The sequence below is a fragment of the Fodinibius sediminis genome, assembly GCF_900182555.1.
Lineage (GTDB): Bacteria > Bacteroidota > Rhodothermia > Balneolales > Balneolaceae > Fodinibius > Fodinibius sediminis.
The window spans coordinates 200967-217563 of sequence record NZ_FXTH01000008.1 but is presented as its reverse complement, the minus strand read 5'-3'; the positions used below and the strand labels follow the sequence as shown (position 1 = coordinate 217563).

The following is a 16597-nucleotide window of genomic DNA, read 5'->3' as shown; positions in this document are numbered from 1 at the left end:
TTGTCTTGCGTAGTCATGGTGAGTCTGCGTTTAGTGATTAGGTTGTTGGATACTCTAATCTAACTAAACTGTCAGATTTCATCGTGACTACTTCATATAAGTTGGTTTCATTTGTCATTTTTATCTCCTGTGCTATGCGGGCATAGTGCATAGTTCTTGATAGCCTGGAGTGTCCCATGATCATCTGGACCGTCTCCACGGGGACTCCATTGTTTAACAGTACTGTTATAGCAAAGGTACTGCGTGCCACATAGTGGGTAAGAGTTTTGTTAATCCCACAGAGTGCTGCTAATTCCTTTAGGTAGGCATTGGTCTTTTGATTCGAAATCATAGGCAGCAGGCTTCCATCCTGGGTCTCCGGAACTGACTGATAACGCTTAATGATCTCTACCGCTTTGGGTAGTAATAGTATTTCGGACAACTCATTGTTCCTTGTTCGGTTCATCTCCAAGAACGCTTCTCCCTGTTTATTCCAACGAACATCAGTTTGCTTCAACTGCTCGGCATCGGTGAAGCTCAGCCCTGTATAGCAGGAGAACACAAAAACGTCTCTGACCTTGCTGAGTCGGTCAATATCGATCTGTTTGTTTTCAATGCGACCCAGTTCATCTTGGCTTAAATATACCGGCGTTTTCTTTTTGTAGCTTATGTCGTAATTCAAAAAAGGATCCTTCTTGATGAAGTCTTTTCTCAGAGCAAGATTGATGATCTTCTTCAGATGCGACATGTATTTCATCGTGGTATTATGAGAGCAGGGATTCTTCTTAGTCTTGAGGTAATACTCAAAGTCCTCCAGGAAATCCAGGTCTACTTTGGTTACCGGAAGTTCCGGGTCATCCATAAATCTTTCCAGGTGCCCATACGAGGTTTTGTACTTTTTATAGGTATTCTCTGAGTAGTCTTTTCCGATGAGCTGTTCCATCTTATTGTTGTGCTCGGTAAACAGCTCAAGTAGAGGCTTCATATGCACTTCTTTTCCTTGCATCCTTGCCTTTACATTATGAGCAGTAACATCCTCTCCACCCTGCATAAGTTGGTGGTGAGCATCGTTGGCTTCCGCCTTTAAGGTATCCAAATAAGCGTTGATAGAGCGGGCATCTGGCGAGTGACCCTTGACCCTTCTAGCCTTGGGATCCCACCGCTCTGGGTCAATTTTGCGCGATGCCGACATTTCCGTCACTTTACCGTTAACACGTATGCGCATGTAGATGGGTGCTGTGCCGTCTTTGCGCTTGTCACTGGCTCGCAATACAAATGAAAGTTGAATTGGTTTATACATAATGTTCTCTTGATTTAGTTATGATATGAAATGATGATTCTAGTGGGACTGTAAATGGTATCCCTGTACCATTGTAGCTGGTGGTTGTTAAAATATAGCCATACCAGAAAATAAAATAGCTACGAACAGATACTATGTATTACTGTTCCCTGGGTGGTCAGTACTTTAAACTATTTTGTATCAACAGAGATAAGCCCCACAACATGAAACGTTGTGGGACTTTCTTCCTGGGTTATCTCAGGAGGCCAACCGTTTTTGCAGTTTGTTGATATCTTTATGAATTTTACTGCCTGCTACCCTCGCATAGTGCATAGTGGTAGATAGCTTAGAATGGCCCAGAATTTTTTGGACCGTCTCTACCGGAACTTCATTAGCCAGCATGACCGTAGTAGCACAGGTATGCCGGGCTACATGAGTAGTCAGCTTTTTGTCTACACCTGCCAGAGTCGCGACCTCTTTGAGATACTCATTCGTCTTTTGGTTGGAAATAGTGGGAAGCAACCGCCCATCAGCTGTTTCGGGATCATCATGATACTTCTTGATAATCTCCATGGCTTTGGGGAGCAATGGGATAATGGCCTGTTTATCAGTTTTCACCCGCTTTACATCCAGGTAGGGTTTGCCTTCATTGTTGTACTTAATGTGATTTCCATCTACCCTGCAAGCATCGCTATAGGCAAGTCCGGTATAGCAACGGAATACAAAGACATCCCGAATTCTTCGAAGGCGCTCAGATTCCAATTCTGTGCTCTCTATACGTTCCAATTCATCCTGACTCAGACAGGTTGGGGACTTTTTCTGTAACGTTTTGTCATACTCCAAAAAAGGATCTTCATCGAGCCATTTTTTCCTCATGGCCAAGTGAACAATCTTCTTGAAGTTAAATACATATTTGAGCGCGGAGTTGTGCCCACAGGGGTTCTTTTTGGTTTTAAGATAATATTCAAAGGCTTCAATGAACTCCAGGTCCACCTTGTCGACGGGATATTCCATATCATACTCTTGGGAAAGGAAATCCTTTATATGGTTCAAACATGTGCAGTACCGCTTGTATGTGCCTTTGGCAAAATCCATCCCGACGAGGGATTTCATCTTTTCGTTGTGCTTTGTGAAGACATCGACAACAGCATGGGACTTTTTATCCTTTCCTGTAAGCCTGCGTTTGATAGCTTTAGCGGAAATCTCCTCCCCTTCCTGCAGGAGCTGCCGGTGGGCATCATAGACGTTGGCTTTTAAGGTATCAAGGTAACTGTTGATGGACTTTACTTCCGGTGTACGTCCCTTTACCTTTTTTCTGTCAGGATCCCATTTTTCAGGGGCTATAGTGCGGGATGCAGAGATTTCCACTCGCTTGCCTCCCATTCCGATTCTTAGATAGATAGGAACAGTTCCGTCTTTACGCTTCTTGTGCTTACGAATGAGATATGATAATTGCAGAGTCTGATAGGTCATAATGGCTATCCAGATTAAAATATTGAGATTATAGCTGAATGAAAGGCGGTGTCAGTCTATGTCTCTGTCCTGGTATGCCACAAATTCCGGTTATCCCGGTGACCAAATTTCATGAAAAACGGATGGTCACCGAAATAGTCACCAAGAATCTGGCAGAATCTGTCGTTATCTGTAAGTAGTACCTGCCTTCTAAGGTGATAGAGTACAGATTTGGATCTATATAAACAATCTGTACCCTAATTTGCGGAGAGAGAGGGATTCGAACCCTCGATACCCCGTATGGGGGTATACTCCCTTAGCAGGGGAGCGCTTTCGACCACTCAGCCATCTCTCCGAGCGAGTGCAAATATAAGCGAGTTTATTTTTCTAATCAATCTATTTCTGTTAAAAACTGACATCCCTGGCTGCAGAAGTACTCATTCCTTTCGGCTCGGCCTTCGGAAGCGAGGTTTCCGGCGCCGGTTATTCGCCGTCGAGGATGTAAATCTGAGCCAGATTCCGTCCCTCCTGTGCATAGTCCAGCCCATAGCCCAGCACAAACAGCGTGGGAATCTTAAACCCCACATAATCAAGCTGAACATCGTGGTGAGTTGCTTCACTTTTATGCAGAAGCGTTACCGTAGCAATAGAGGCGGGGTTCTTCTTCTGCAGCTTGTCGACGATATACTTCATGGAAAGCCCCGTATCAACGATATCTTCAACCAGGATAACGTTTCGTCCTTCGATATTGGCGTCAATATCCTTGAGGTCGGTCACCTGCCCGGAAGAGACCTTTTCATCCCCGTAGCTGCTCAGTTTCAGGAAATCAACCTCGCAGGGTATCTCCACACGGCGCATCAGGTCAGAGAGAAATATGTAGGCTCCGTTGAGTACACCGATAAAAATAGGATTTTTGCCGGCATATCGTTCGGATAACTCTTTTCCCAGCTCAGCTATTCGTTCCCGGAGTTCTTTTTCAGTAAGATAGACATGAAATGTTTCACCGTTGCATTCAACCGTCTGTGGTTTGTAGAGGGCCATCAATACTATGTGCTATATCTTATTTTCAAGCATCGCGCCTCTCCGGCATCCAGCTTAACCTGTTCGGAAATCATGCCGATGGAGGTGCCGTTTTTGACTGGCGGAAAGATAACAGCGCAAATGGTTTCTTCAAAAGATTCAATAACCAGTGCTTTGCGCTTATGGGCCGATGGTACTTTTCGGTTCGTCAGATGGTCGGATACCAGCTGATGGCCCTCCATGCCCAGCGGCTGAAAACGGTCTCCATCCTTCCAGCGGCGCAGCCTTAACGGCCACTCCATCTTATCCGGATCCAAGCAGAGTATGTCAGGATCCGTTAAATCATCGCAGGAGGTTAGTGCCAGGGTTAGCCCTGCTCCACCGAAGCTGTCTTGTTCCAGCTTGTCCTTGTGCAGCTCGATCTCACCCATAGTCGCAGGCTGTTCTTCCAGAATACAGTAATAATTACGATCGCGTATCAGCGAAAAGTTCTTCGTCAGCTGAATCTTACCTCCGGTCTGCAGACCGCTCAGGGCTTCTACCTGCGCAAGGCTTTGGCGCGAAATATAGGCATCGGGATTTCGCTCTTTGACCAGAGACAACAGCACGGCTTTCTGCAGGCCCTCACCAAGCGTATGAAAAGCCTCCCTCTCAATGCCACGTCCATCAGATATGTGATCCGCTATCCATGCAAGGGCACGATCGTATTGTCGGGCCTGCTTACTGATACGCAGGATATTCTTTTTCCATCCCGGAAAAAAATCGGAAAGCGATTCCAGCCATTCATTTCGCAAAAAGTTACGCGCAAAGTCAGATTCCAGGTTAGAAACATCCGTGCGATATGGAATCTGCTCACGGCGGGCATAGGCGGTGATCTCCTCCCTGGAAAACTCCAGCAGCGGACGAAAAAGACGCCCGTCCCAAACCTGCATGGCCGACCAGCTGGCCAGTCCGCCTCCCCGAAACATCTTCAACAATATCGTTTCAATCTGGTCGTCCCGGTGATGGGCCACGGCAATGCCGTCCGCCTGCTGCTGCTCAGCCATGACATCAAACAACCGGTACCGGCGGTCACGGGCCCACTCCTGAAAATTCTGTCCCTCCGCATCCTTCGGGTTGACATCGATAATGCGGCACTCAAAATTCCACTGCCTGGCCATCCGTTCCACAAGACGTGCATCGTTACGGGAAGCCTCTCCGCGTTTCTGATAATTCAGATGAACCGCGCAGGCTGAGATGTTTAGTCGGTGCAAGGCATAGAGCAAACACATGGAATCCACCCCTCCACTCACTCCAACAATAAGATGAAGAGTTTCCCGATCTCCAAAAAAATCGGTTAGGTAATTTTGAATGGTTGCTTCAATCCGTGATAACTCGGATTTGCTCATACGAAAAAGACTCTAATCCACCTTCCCTGTTTAGTACCACCAGGCGTCCAACTTCATTGACGCCCAGCAGCTTATAGGCCCCATTTTTCTTCTTCCCGTCAATCCTCAGGCCAATCCATTTGCCGTATCCCTGAATTTTCCGGTTAACTTCCCTGAGAAGATCCAGCTGCCGTTCATTCCACCGTTTATATTTGTATTCAATACGATACAGCAGATCACAAAGAAGCTGCTCGCGTACCAACTTCTTGTGGATTTCCAGTCGGATAGAGGTTGCTTTATCGCTCAGTTCGGCATCATATTCTTGCTGATTGACATTCAGGCCCATCCCAATTATCAGGCGGTCCGGCTTGTTTCCCAGAAAGACGGCCTCGGTCAGGAGCCCCGCAACTTTCTTATGATTAAACAATACATCATTGGGCCATTTGATAGAAAGGCTGGCTTGCTGGTCGAACTGTCTTAGCTGTTCCACAAGCGCCAATGCACAGGCCAGGGTCAAGACATGAAAGCCCTCGGCACTCTGAGGTTTAAACGCCATCGAAAACGTCAGGTTCTGTCCCGGCTCGGAGGTCCAGGTCCGGTCGTACTGCCCCCGGCCGGAAAACTGCTCGTCGGTCACTACGATCGTGCCCTGCGTAATTTCACCGGCATCCAGCTCCTTGAGATAGGTATTCGTTGACGGCAGAGAGCTAAAATAGCGAAACTCCCGTCCCAGCCATTGGGTAGACAAGCTCTTTTTAAATACTGATACATCAAAAGAATCGCTCAAAACATCATGCATTCATTATCATTTTCCTATGCTTCAGCCAATTTGCTTTTCAACAAATCGATCTTTGCCACAGGGGTCGGGTCTGTTCCATTGAGTATCGCCAGGTAGAAGCTGGTCCAGTCGGCCAGTTGTATCAACGAAAACATCCGTGCCAGCTTGCTTTGGCCGCGAGTTTCAAAAACATGCATGGATGCCGTCTGATACGCTATAAGCTCTTCCACAATCTGCATGCGCTGTTTCACTCGTTTATTATCTCCTTCATCGACAAGCATGATTACCGACAGGCGCCCTGTCAGATGAACAACCCGTTCCCACCCTACTATTTCATTGTGCGTCATTTCCGGTAGGCTATTGCCATATGCCAGTGTTTTTGCATTCTCTTCGAACTGCTGCCGCCACCGGAGGTTAACCGGTTCCATCAGCGTGGCATCCGAATAAATAATGGGCAGGGTGTCATTAAGCTCCCTTGCCAGGGTCAATGCCTCATTGTCATCAGGATTTGAAAACAGTCCATTCTGTTCACGCAGCAATTGATGCGTCTCTTTCAGGGCCTCCTCCCCCTCGTCCGTTAGCGACAGGTACTGGAAAAGACGAAAAAGAGGGACAAAACTATAGCCCAGGGCCGCCCGCGGCGCAATGCCACCCGGTATTTTAATATAATCATACCCTTCGCGCGCCGCATTCAGCAGTAATTCACCGCCGGAAGTGATAACAACGGCCTGGGCACCTTTCCGGCGGGCGCTGGCCACGGCGGTCAGGGTTTCTTCGGTATTACCGGAAAAGCTGCAACCGATAACCAGGGTGTGCTCATCAACCCAGCCGGGTATCTCATAGTGCCGAATCACCTGCAGGGGGTAAGGGGAGCTGTGATAACAGCAGGCGCGTATCAAGTCGGCCCCTATGGCCGAGCCTCCCATTCCCACCAAACAAATTGTCTGTATTCGGTCCTTGTCAATCGTAAAGTCTACCTCTTTCGTCAGCTTACCGGCTTCTTTCCACTGCTCCGGGAAACCCACCAGGTAACTCCACATGTCCTGTGTATCGACCGCTTCTATACGTGATAGATCCATCATTCTAAATAGCTACTCTTAGTTGAAAAATCGGCGAACAGTTCCTTGACCTCCGAAACCCTTGTGCTTGCCACAATATTTTCAGAAAGTTCCCTCATCTCATCCATGGAATGACTGCACAAGGTCTTTTTGACCCTGGGGAGTGCGCCCGGGGTCATGCTCAGTTCATTCAGGCCCAGTCCGAGCAAGCCACAGGCCGCAACCGGATCGGAGGCCAGTTCTCCGCAGACACTAACGGGGGTATTGGTAGCGGCTCCCGCTTCAATCACCTTTTGGATCATCTTCCATACGGAGGGATGCCGCTGGTCGTACAAACCGGAAATTCGTTCATTACCGCGGTCTACAGCCAACAGATACTGCGTTAAATCATTGGTCCCAATACTCATAAAATCCACCTCTCGGGCAAAGTGCTCGGCATCCATGGCAACAGCCGGCACCTCCACCATGATACCAAGCCGGACATCAATTTTGGCAACCCCGATTTCCGTGCAAAGCTGTTCTTTCAACTTATCAACTCTCTCCTTTATTGCCGCTACTTCCTCAAGCGAAGAGACCATTGGAACCAGGATACGGACACGGCCGGGATAGGCTGCCGCAGTTTTCAGAATAGCCCGCAGCTGCTGTTCCAGCAAGGCCTGCTCATCCAGGAGCAGGCGTATACCCCGCCATCCCAGGAAGGGGTTGTGTTCCTGCTGCCCGAGATCGAAAAACTTATCACCTCCGGCATCAAAAAGGCGTATGGTGACCGGGTGAGGAGCGGTCTTATCAAGAATTGATTGATAAAAAGAATATTGTTTCTGCTCATCGTCGAACTGGTCGTGACGCAAATAAAGTGATTCCGTACGGAGCAGGCCAATGCCCTCCGCACGAACAGCCTCGACCGCAGCCAGCTCCTCTTCAAACTCAATGTTGGCCTGAAGGGTAAAGGGACAGCCGTCGCTGGTTTTGTTGGGGTGTGCACAGATCTTTTGCCGTTGCGACTCCTCATCAGCCGCACGTGTCACAATCTTATCATACTTTTTCCGCGTTGCGAGCGTGGGATTCACAACCACCTCTCCGTGATCACCATTCAATATGATCAGCTCCTGGGTGCTGATCGAGGAGGAGGCATCTTTCACTCCCACAACAGTTGGAATGCGCATGGATCGCGCCAAAATAACGGCATGCGAAGTGGTCCCCCCCCGGTCCATCACAATACCGCGGATATTCTGCTCGGAAAATTCAATCACTTCCCGGGGGCTGAGTTCCGCAGCCACCAGAATGCTGCCCTCCTCAATTTCCTCCTCTTCATCATTATTAATAAGCTGGATCAATCGATCCCGAACATCTGAAATATCCACAGAACGGTCCTGCAGCATCCCCTGCTGGTTATTTTCCATCAGGTCCAGATAGGTACCAAAGACTTTCTCTATGGCAGCATCAGCGGGCTGATTATACTTGTGAATTTCAATTTCCACCCGTTTTCGAAGATCGGGGTCGTTGATCATCTCTATGTGAGCCTGCAACAGCTCCCGGACTTCGGCGTTATTCTGAGCCTGCAAAAGTTCCCGGATTTCCTTCCGGGCTTCCTCCAGCGCTTTCTCGAAATGGGCAAGCTGCTGTTCAATTTCATCATCGGCAATAGCCTGTGATGAGATCGTCGGCCGGTTTCGCCTGTAGATACTGGTCCGGCCCATGGCAATACCCGGCGCAGCGGGAGCGCCGGAAAGCAACATTTCTTCTGTAGAAATATTATCCTTCATCATCATATACTTCTCCGAAACCACTGTTGATCAGATCAATGATCGCTTCAGCAGCTTCTTCTTCATCTTTACCCTCAATTTCCAATTCCAGCTCAGCACCCTGTTCCGCAGCCAAGGTCATGACTCCCAGGATACTTTTGCCATTGACCTTGTATCCGTACATATGAATAAAGAAATCGGAATCATACTTGCTGGCTAACTTCACCAATGCTGCTGCCGGACGCGCATGCAGCCCGGCATCATTCACAATCGTAACTTTTTCTTTAATCATCAGGTGCTTGTTTATAGTTTAAAATGCTAATTATTGTTCTAACTATCCATGAAGGATACAGCGAAAATATCATCACCAGAACGCCTCATTATTAAATTGCCGATTCCTTATTTGTTTTGTTAATTTATGACTCATTTGAAATGAACTAAATATCGAAATTTCATGTCTGTTACCAAAAAAGATGTTAAATATGTAGCGGATCTGGCTCACCTGCAACTAACGGATGAAGAGTCGGAATCGTTAGTCAGTGATATGAACCAGATTCTGGACTATATGACCACGCTGGAAGAACTGGATACCTCCGATGTTGAGCCTCTGGAGCATGTCATTGACCTGGAATATCGGCTTCGCGACGACAAGGCCCAACCGCCTCTTTCTCATGAGGACGCCCTCAAAAATGCTCCCGATGCCGATTCCGACTACTTTCGCGTGCCCCGGGTCATCGACTAAGATGCCCGCCGCCGTGTTTATACGGGGTTAATGATAATCACTCAATATTCCCGCTTTGAATTCAAAACGCACCGCCCCCACCCTGAAAGAGGATTTTCTATCCCGGCTGTCAGAAAACAAAAAGCACGGGATCGCACTGGCTTTCCTTTTCCTCCTTCCCCTAATCCTTTACTCAGCCATATTTTTCGGGGGCAAACAGTTTTTGGGAAATGATGTCCTGCAGTGGCGTGCAGGCTCGGAGTCGGTCATTGAGTACATGGAAACCCACGACGGGGACCATCCCAACTGGGCCACCAACATGTTCTCCGGGATGCCCTCCTATGTACTTCATAATCCCTCCTCCCCGCCAAGTATTGACACTTTTTTCAAATGGATTGGCGCAAATGCGCATCCGCTTGCTTTTTTCTGGATTTTATTGGGTGGAAGCTATTTCTTCTTTGTCATACAGGGAGTCCGGCCACTTTCGGCTGCTCTCGGGGCGGTCCTCATCGGTTTTACGACCTACCTGCCTATTATCATTGAAGCCGGCCACTACAGCAAATTCATGGCATTCTCGTTTATCCCCTGGATGTTTGCCGGCTATTATCTGGTTTCAAGGTCCAGCAGAAAACTGGCCGCCTTTTTCATTTTCGCCCTGGCGATGACCCTGCAGCTGAGGGCCAACCATCCGCAGGTGACCTACTATTTCTTATACCTGCTTGGGTTCTGGTGGTTATACGACAGCTGGATTGCCTACAAGAAGGAAACCATCACCGAATGGCTTCAGCGCACAGGCCTTGCTTTTGCAGCCGGCATCCTCGCCATCCTTTGCAGCATTGACCTGTACTGGCGCCTGTATGAATATGCCCAATACAGTACACGCGGAGGGTCTACCCTGGATACATCCTCACAGGCCGGCGGTCTATCTCTCGAGTATGCATTCAGCTGGTCGCAGGGCGTTGGGGAGCTGTTAACCCTGGTCATTCCCGGACTCTACGGCGGCTCCTCGAGCGAAGCCTATTGGGGACCGAAATCTTTCACCAGCGGCCCCCATTACCTGGGAGGCATCGCCTTTGTATTAAGCCTTGTCGGCCTATTCCACTACCGAAAAAAAATCAAATATCTCTTCTTCGGTGTTGGATCTCTGACCACCCTCTTCTCCCTGGGCTACCATTTTCCTCTGCTCAATGAGTTTTTGTTCAATTACATGCCCTACTTTAATAAATTTCGCACGCCCGAGATGTGGCTTATTGTTTCCGTCTTCTGCTTTTCGGTGCTTGCGGTCTATGGAGCCGAATCGCTGATCGGCATGGCTCAATCCACAAAGAAAGGGATAAAAGACCTCTACCTTCCCCTGGGAATAGCGGCGGGGCTGGGAGTCATTTTTGCCTTCGGCAGTGATGCGGTGCTCTCTTTTGAAAAACCCGGTGAAGTGGAACAGTATATCCAACAGGTCGCTCAGCAGAATAATGTATCACCCGACAACCCGCAGGTTCGCCAGCAGGTCAGTACCTTTATCAATACCCGGTTAAAACCAGAGCGCAAGGAGATGGCCGGCAGCGATTCCATGCGCTACTTTATCCTGGTTCTGCTGGCGGGTGGACTCGTCTGGGCGCTGTTCAACCGGAAAGTGAGCAAAGGTTATTTCCTGGCGGGTCTGCTGCTGCTGGCTACCTATGATATGCTGAGCGTGGACCACCGATACGTCAATGAGGATCAGATGACAACCAAGCGGATGGAAGCGGAACAGCTTATCCAGCAGCGTCAACAGCCGGCCGACAAATATATCATGCAGAATATCAACAGCGGTGAAGGCTATCCCTACCGCGTTTTCCCACTGATGCGAAATCCGTTCAATAATGCCATTCCGGCCTATTTTTATCCCACCATCGGGGGGTATACCGGGGCCAAACTGGCCCACTACCAAGACTTGATCGATCATCTTCTGATGGGTGGTTCCTCCGGCATCAATGATCCTATCCTGGACATGCTGAATGTAAAATATGTTACGGCTCAGCAGGCCCTGCCCTTTGAAGGCTATACCGAAGTTTTCAACCAGAATGGACAGCGGGTTTATCGCAATGATGATGTATTGCCCAAGGCTTTTTTCGTGGATTCTGTTATCACTGTTTCTGGTCCCCGGGAGGCCGTAGAACAGATGAAGCCGGCGGCAAATTTCAACCCTGCCAATCATGCTGTCATTGAGACCAGCCAGAGCATGGCCGCTTCTACAGACACTGCTGCAACGGTAGAGGTTGCCTCCTACGACGCAAAAACCATTGAACTTACCACATCTTCATCCGGAGAAAGCTTTCTGGTACTGAGTGAAATCTATTATCCAGCTGGGTGGAAGGCGACAATCGACGGTACGCCAACCCGAATTTATAAGACGAACTTTGTGCTCCGCGGGCTGCAGGTACCAGCCGGAAATCATACTATCAGGCTGACATTTGAACCGGCCTCCAATATATGGGGGCTGAGGCTTGCATGGGCCGGACATATCATTCTGTGGATCATCGGAGGTATTGTTCTCGTACAAAGCTTCAAGCCCTGACAGCCCTAGAAGCCGGAGCTGTACGCCCCGGTCTCTGAATGGGTGTTCCCTACGCTGCCCCGCCCTTTTCTTAAAATCATTTCCCGAACCAATAGCTGAGTTTTACCAGGAAAACGTTCGTGGCCCGGGTCTGAAAAAGGGCGTCAACATCCCGGGAAAGATTAAAATCACCCACATTCAAGGTTCCCTGCCGTTGTTGCTGCCAGACCAGGTAGAGCGTCGACCCCGGAGCATACTCCCACCGGAAAACCGCATTGCCCTGAATAGAACGGAAATTAAAATCGGGATTGGCAAAACTGAAGGTATTTCCATTGTCCGTCCCATCGGGATTCACCTGATATTTCTCTCCGTCGAATACTACATTTCCCCTGTCCTCGCCGTAGCGGGCAAAGTTGACCGTACGGGGCTCCGCAAGCTCCTTATAATGGTGGTAGTCTCCGCTTGCGAAATAGAGACGGACATAGGTCTGCAGGCTCATCCGGGTTGAAAAGGTCCAATTCAGCCGTATACTCGTGCTAAGCGTATGCTGCCCGATATCTGCAAATACATAACGATAGCCGTAGGTATGATCAGCGCCACTATCTTCCACCCTCCGCACATACTGATCGATATCCCTGGCATATCCATATCGGGGTGATATATCCAGCTGCATCGAAGGTATTGGTTTCACTTTCAGCGAAGCCCACACCGCATTGTCCAACTCCCCGGCCACTTCCCTTCTCAGGTTACCGCCCATATTAAAAGAAACCGTTTTATTGGGATTTGAATTGATCTCAGCCACCAGGTTCCAGTCCCGCGGACGCTCCATCACCGGCCCGCCCCGACTCACCCGGTCGGTATACTGTTTGAAATTCTGTCCCAGGTTGAAATTAAATGACCATAAGTTGTGAAAGCGTACAAAGCCTCCAACCATCATGCTGTTTCGGATCAAATCCCCATCGTAGTTCCAGCCGCGATCATAGCCTCCAAAAAATTCGTAATACTCTACATGCCGCGGAGAGGTTTCCCGGTAAGCCAGCACACCTCCCATCCAACGCAGATCGGATCTTGTGAGAAAGCCCAGATCATTGGCCTCATAGCCGGGGGAAATTTCCGTATAGGTAAGTGCCCCCAGCCAGTGATCCTCTCCTCCCCTTTTCTGCAGGCTGAGCTCTGTAGCAAAACCATTCAGCGAGGACCGGTTGGCATCCACTGACAGCCTTTTGGAATCCACCCGGTTGAAGTAGCGCACCGGCGATTTCTGGGTTCGTTCAACAGCTGCCCGAGACCCATTGACGCTGCTGTAGGAGAATGCACCGCTGGCAATCCAGTTGTTTTTCCAAAAACGATGCTCATAATCAACACCGCCGAGATAGGCCGAGGAGTGCAGGTAATTGCTAAAGTAGGTGTCGCTGATTGAGCGGTTAACCCCGCTGGCAAAACCACCGACAAAAGAATTGCCATTGTTGAAATCCTTCTTGGCACGTCCCACCAGATAGTTGGTAGCCGGCTCAACCGCAAATGACTCCTCAGCGCCCCCGGGAGTAGAAAATCGCGCATTTTCCTTCAGCGTATAGGCATCCAGGAAACCCAGGGACCATCCCCCCTGGGTTTTGCCGCTTAATTTGGCCGCCCCCGCAATGGTGGTAAAATCGGGCCGATCCACATAAGCTTCCCCATCGATAGCTGCCATAGTCCTGTCGCCCTGCGGATTCCGCCCGATACGGCGTGAGTAAAAGGGCGTGGGAGCGGTATAGCGGATAAACGTGCGGGTTCGTCCAAATTGAAAGATATCACGGCCTTCCAAAAAGAAGGGGCGCTTTTCCTCAAAGAAATTCTCATTGGCCGTCAGATTGATGACAGCGGGATCCCCTTCCACCTGTCCAAAATCGGGATTTATCGTTGCTGAAAGGGTTAAATCGGAGGTGATGCCATATTTGAGGTCCCCTCCCACATTTCCGGAGAAGGAATTCTGTTGGTAGTAGGGATTACCCGTACTTTCCCGGGGAGATCGGGTGATATCAGCAGAAATATACGGCATCACTTCCAGGCGGCGTGGTTCCTTCAGCTGACGGATTCCCTCCAGGGTGCCAAAGTTGGATACGATTCCAGATGAACTCTGGGGCGTCGGCGCCCAGAACGCCTCCTCACCCGAACGGGCTACAGACCGCTGGAAGTTAATGCCCCACTGCTGAACGTCGGACCTGGAACTGAACCGGAGCTGAGAGAGGGGGATCTTCATTTCCGCAACCCACCCATCCTCAACCAGCCGGGCCTGCGCTTGCCAGACCGCATCCCAGCTGCTGTCCTCGTTGGAATTGTCCGTAATCATAAAATCACGCTGTACTCCCCGGGGATTGACCCCAAACACAAAAGCCGTGCGCCTGTCACTATAGCTGTCGAAGGCAATATGGAACCAGTCGCTGGCCTCATCACCATCACGGCGAAAAAGCGGGGCTACAATGGAATCCGGAGCTGAATCAAATGCTTTCATAGCAACATAGACATGGGTATCCGTATATACCATTTTTACCTCAGTCCTCATAGTGGCGGGCGCACCGTCGTCTGGCTTCCGCTGGGTAAACCCGGAAGCCACAGGCACATGTTCCCACACAGAGTCGGAGCTGAAACCATCCAGGATTATTTCCGATTCGGGATCTATACGCCTTGCCTCCATCCTGGGAGCGGCGGCTGATCCTTTGCGGATATCGTTATCAACTGCACGGCGATACTCGTATTCATTAAAATCATCAGGCGACTGGGCATAAACAGTCACGGCAAGACATACCAATACCATGGATATACATACTGATTTCATAAAAACAGGGAATTTAAAAGTTAGCAGGGATTGCGCTGTTCCCCAGTGGACTACTCATCCGGATTGATTTTTATATAGAGACTAGTGCCATGCCGAAAAGGTTTCAAATATCAGGGATTTCTCACAAGAACTCTCCTGACGACGAGCTACGGCCTATTCTCTTACGCCTTGCTGGCCCGGAAAGCTTTTGTGAGCTCACGCCTGCTGACATAGCGATCCAGCAGTTTATAGTCCTCGTGGTAAAACTGCAGTGCGTAATCCAGTGCCTCCGCTGACAAATCAGCGAGGATCACCCTGGTGCCCCCCGTTTTGCGGCGGCGCAGCTCCAAGTCCGGTTTATACGCCCGAAGCATCTTTACCAGTTCTGGCATCTCATCCAGCGTGTATATGTTATCCAGATAGGACAGGGTACCACCCAGAAACTGGCTCTGGGGACGCGAATGATGATCTATGCTCTTGCTGGCCTGCCGGTAGTGCTCCAGGTTCAGTACAAAGGTGTTCAGGTCCGGCTCCACAGGCAGCTGCATCCTTTCCAGTGCCCTGCGGCTTGCATGCAAGTCTTTCAGGTCCACCACACGGTTGCGATAGCAGGAAAGCAGGCGCCGTACAGGGTCACGAACCAGGGCAAAACGAAAAGCATCGGCCTTCCGCAAGGCTTTCACACTCGTAAAAGCATGAGAGCGTTTTTTATAATAGTCATGATGTTCCCGGTAATCACTGAACTCGGGCAGATCGGAATCAAACCGTTTGTCAAATTCGATCTCATGCAGGGCGTGCTTAATAGAGGTGCAGGCATTCTTGGGAATGGGAATATAGATAAGTTTCTGTTCCGGCAGGTAGATCTGGTGAATCTGATAAGCCCGCCAGCCCATTTTCCGGAAGGCATAGCGGCTGTACAGCCTGAGCTCATCCCATGTTCGTCTGAGACCCCCCATCAGTTTGTGAAGTATTTAGCAGCCAGCCAGTTTTTGATCTCCTTCCAGTACCGGTGCGGCGGCACCCACCCTGCCAGGTCCAGCAGGGAAGTGGCCTTTCCGGTGGCTTTCCTAATATTGAAAAGCTGGTATTTGCGCTGGCGGTTATTCATTTTGGATTTGTGTTTCTGATAAAAAGCCAAATATCCCCGCAGCTGATCGTGCGGGTTGGAGATACGCTCCCCTCCATGCTCAATATAAACATCCTGCAGCGGTTCACGGACATTTTTTACGGGGCCAAATTTTTCTGCCAGCCGGATCCACAGGTCGTAATCCTGGGCGGCCGCCAGCGTGTCATCAAAACAACCCACCGCCAGCAGTCGCTCTTTTTTTATAAGCCCCTGATTACCTACATAATTGGAATAGAGCAGATCATCGAGGGTAATCGATGGGGGCTTCCTCCACACCCGCGCTCCTTTCCGGTACATCATTCTAACATCCGAGGTCACAAAAGCCCAGTCATCGGAATAAGCCTCCACCAGCTTTGCAATACGATCTTTCCGCCAGGCATCATCATCATCCAACCCCGCCACAAAGATGCCGGAAGCTGCCTGGATGCCCTGGTTACGGGCCCGGCAGGCTCCCCTCGGATGTTCATTCCGGATATATTGCACCGGCAGTACCTCCCTGTATCCCTTCACAACAGACCTGACCTCGTTCCTGGAACCATCATCCACTACCACCAGTTCCAAGCGGGGATATCCCTGTACAGCTACAGAATCGAGCGCACGCGGCAGCAGCTCCTCCCGGTTGTGTGTGGTAACAACAGCGGATACAAGTGGAGACTGATTCATAAAACGGCAGAAACACTTATTATCAAAATTCGCATCCTTTACAATAAAAAATGTATTTTCAAGCTTTTAACGAACGGACATC

Annotated in this window: 13 protein-coding genes and 1 tRNA gene; 2 read left to right on the top strand and 12 right to left on the bottom strand. The window is 49.6% G+C overall.

Annotation, left to right across the window (positions count from 1 at the left end):
• Positions 1–37 precede the first annotated feature (37 nt).
• The 9 genes from FN808_RS10725 to FN808_RS10685 form a co-directional block, all read right to left on the bottom strand.
• Positions 38–1279 carry a site-specific integrase gene (locus FN808_RS10725; protein WP_142714590.1) on the bottom strand — a complete coding sequence of 414 codons (1242 nt, stop codon included), beginning with the start codon at positions 1277–1279 and terminating at the stop codon, positions 38–40.
• A 237-nt stretch (positions 1280–1516) separates the two neighbouring features.
• Positions 1517–2731 carry a site-specific integrase gene (locus FN808_RS10720; protein ID WP_142714589.1) on the bottom strand — a complete coding sequence of 405 codons (1215 nt, stop codon included), beginning with the start codon at positions 2729–2731 and terminating at the stop codon, positions 1517–1519.
• A gap of 244 nt (positions 2732–2975) precedes the next feature.
• A tRNA-Ser gene (locus FN808_RS10715) sits at positions 2976–3065 on the bottom strand.
• 128 nt (positions 3066–3193) lie between these two features.
• Positions 3194–3751: a hypoxanthine phosphoribosyltransferase gene (gene hpt / locus FN808_RS10710; RefSeq protein WP_142714588.1), complete on the bottom strand. Its 558-nt coding sequence runs from the start codon at positions 3749–3751 to the stop codon at positions 3194–3196.
• 5 nt (positions 3752–3756) lie between these two features.
• Complete coding sequence (gene tilS, locus FN808_RS10705) at positions 3757–5118, bottom strand: tRNA lysidine(34) synthetase TilS (protein ID WP_142714587.1); 1362 nt, start codon at positions 5116–5118, stop codon at positions 3757–3759.
• Positions 5090–5896, bottom strand: coding sequence for a biotin--[acetyl-CoA-carboxylase] ligase (locus FN808_RS10700; protein WP_142714586.1), 807 nt, complete (start codon positions 5894–5896; stop codon positions 5090–5092). Before FN808_RS10700 ends, tilS begins: the two co-directional genes overlap by 29 nt.
• Positions 5897–5910: 14 nt before the next feature.
• Entirely contained in the window at positions 5911–6957 is a 1047-nt protein-coding gene (locus FN808_RS10695; protein WP_142714585.1) for a bifunctional phosphoglucose/phosphomannose isomerase, read from the bottom strand.
• On the bottom strand, positions 6954–8702 hold the full coding sequence (gene ptsP / locus FN808_RS10690; protein ID WP_142714584.1) for a phosphoenolpyruvate--protein phosphotransferase: 1749 nt from the start codon (positions 8700–8702) through the stop codon (positions 6954–6956). The genes FN808_RS10695 and ptsP overlap by 4 nt, the downstream gene beginning before the upstream one ends.
• Positions 8686–8967, bottom strand: coding sequence for an HPr family phosphocarrier protein (locus FN808_RS10685; RefSeq protein WP_142714583.1), 282 nt, complete (start codon positions 8965–8967; stop codon positions 8686–8688). The genes ptsP and FN808_RS10685 overlap by 17 nt, the downstream gene beginning before the upstream one ends.
• A gap of 162 nt (positions 8968–9129) precedes the next feature.
• On the opposite strand from FN808_RS10685, the gene gatC reads away from it, so the two are divergent.
• The gene (gene gatC, locus FN808_RS10680) at positions 9130–9417 is read left to right on the top strand and encodes an Asp-tRNA(Asn)/Glu-tRNA(Gln) amidotransferase subunit GatC (RefSeq protein WP_142714582.1); all 288 of its coding nucleotides are present in this window, start codon (positions 9130–9132) and stop codon (positions 9415–9417) included.
• A gap of 55 nt (positions 9418–9472) precedes the next feature.
• Positions 9473–11950 carry a YfhO family protein gene (locus FN808_RS10675; RefSeq protein ID WP_142714581.1) on the top strand — a complete coding sequence of 826 codons (2478 nt, stop codon included), beginning with the start codon at positions 9473–9475 and terminating at the stop codon, positions 11948–11950.
• Between the two features lie 76 nt (positions 11951–12026).
• Here the strand turns inward: FN808_RS10675 and FN808_RS10670 are convergent, their stop codons facing one another.
• The 3 genes from FN808_RS10670 to FN808_RS10660 form a co-directional block, all read right to left on the bottom strand.
• The gene (locus FN808_RS10670) at positions 12027–14747 is read right to left on the bottom strand and encodes a DUF5916 domain-containing protein (protein WP_142714580.1); all 2721 of its coding nucleotides are present in this window, start codon (positions 14745–14747) and stop codon (positions 12027–12029) included.
• 161 nt (positions 14748–14908) lie between these two features.
• Positions 14909–15682, bottom strand: a complete 774-nt coding sequence (locus FN808_RS10665) for a sulfotransferase family 2 domain-containing protein (RefSeq protein WP_142714579.1) — start codon at positions 15680–15682, stop codon at positions 14909–14911.
• Positions 15682–16515 (bottom strand): glycosyltransferase, encoded by an 834-nt coding sequence (locus tag FN808_RS10660; protein WP_142714578.1) that lies wholly within the window; start codon positions 16513–16515, stop codon positions 15682–15684. Before FN808_RS10660 ends, FN808_RS10665 begins: the two co-directional genes overlap by 1 nt.
• Positions 16516–16597: the final 82 nt, after the last annotated feature.

Coding starts and splice junctions, on each gene's coding strand:
- FN808_RS10720 (WP_142714589.1), bottom strand. CDS start 2,731: ATGACCTATCAGACTCTGCAATTATCATATCTCATTCGTAAGCACAAG.
- FN808_RS10700 (WP_142714586.1), bottom strand. CDS start 5,896: ATGCATGATGTTTTGAGCGATTCTTTTGATGTATCAGTATTTAAAAAG.
- FN808_RS10665 (WP_142714579.1), bottom strand. CDS start 15,682: ATGGGGGGTCTCAGACGAACATGGGATGAGCTCAGGCTGTACAGCCGC.
- FN808_RS10685 (WP_142714583.1), bottom strand. CDS start 8,967: ATGATTAAAGAAAAAGTTACGATTGTGAATGATGCCGGGCTGCATGCG.
- FN808_RS10660 (WP_142714578.1), bottom strand. CDS start 16,515: ATGAATCAGTCTCCACTTGTATCCGCTGTTGTTACCACACACAACCGG.
- gatC (WP_142714582.1), top strand. CDS start 9,130: ATGTCTGTTACCAAAAAAGATGTTAAATATGTAGCGGATCTGGCTCAC.
- FN808_RS10695 (WP_142714585.1), bottom strand. CDS start 6,957: ATGATGGATCTATCACGTATAGAAGCGGTCGATACACAGGACATGTGG.
- FN808_RS10725 (WP_142714590.1), bottom strand. CDS start 1,279: ATGTATAAACCAATTCAACTTTCATTTGTATTGCGAGCCAGTGACAAG.
- ptsP (WP_142714584.1), bottom strand. CDS start 8,702: ATGATGATGAAGGATAATATTTCTACAGAAGAAATGTTGCTTTCCGGC.
- hpt (WP_142714588.1), bottom strand. CDS start 3,751: ATGGCCCTCTACAAACCACAGACGGTTGAATGCAACGGTGAAACATTT.
- tilS (WP_142714587.1), bottom strand. CDS start 5,118: ATGAGCAAATCCGAGTTATCACGGATTGAAGCAACCATTCAAAATTAC.
- FN808_RS10670 (WP_142714580.1), bottom strand. CDS start 14,747: ATGAAATCAGTATGTATATCCATGGTATTGGTATGTCTTGCCGTGACT.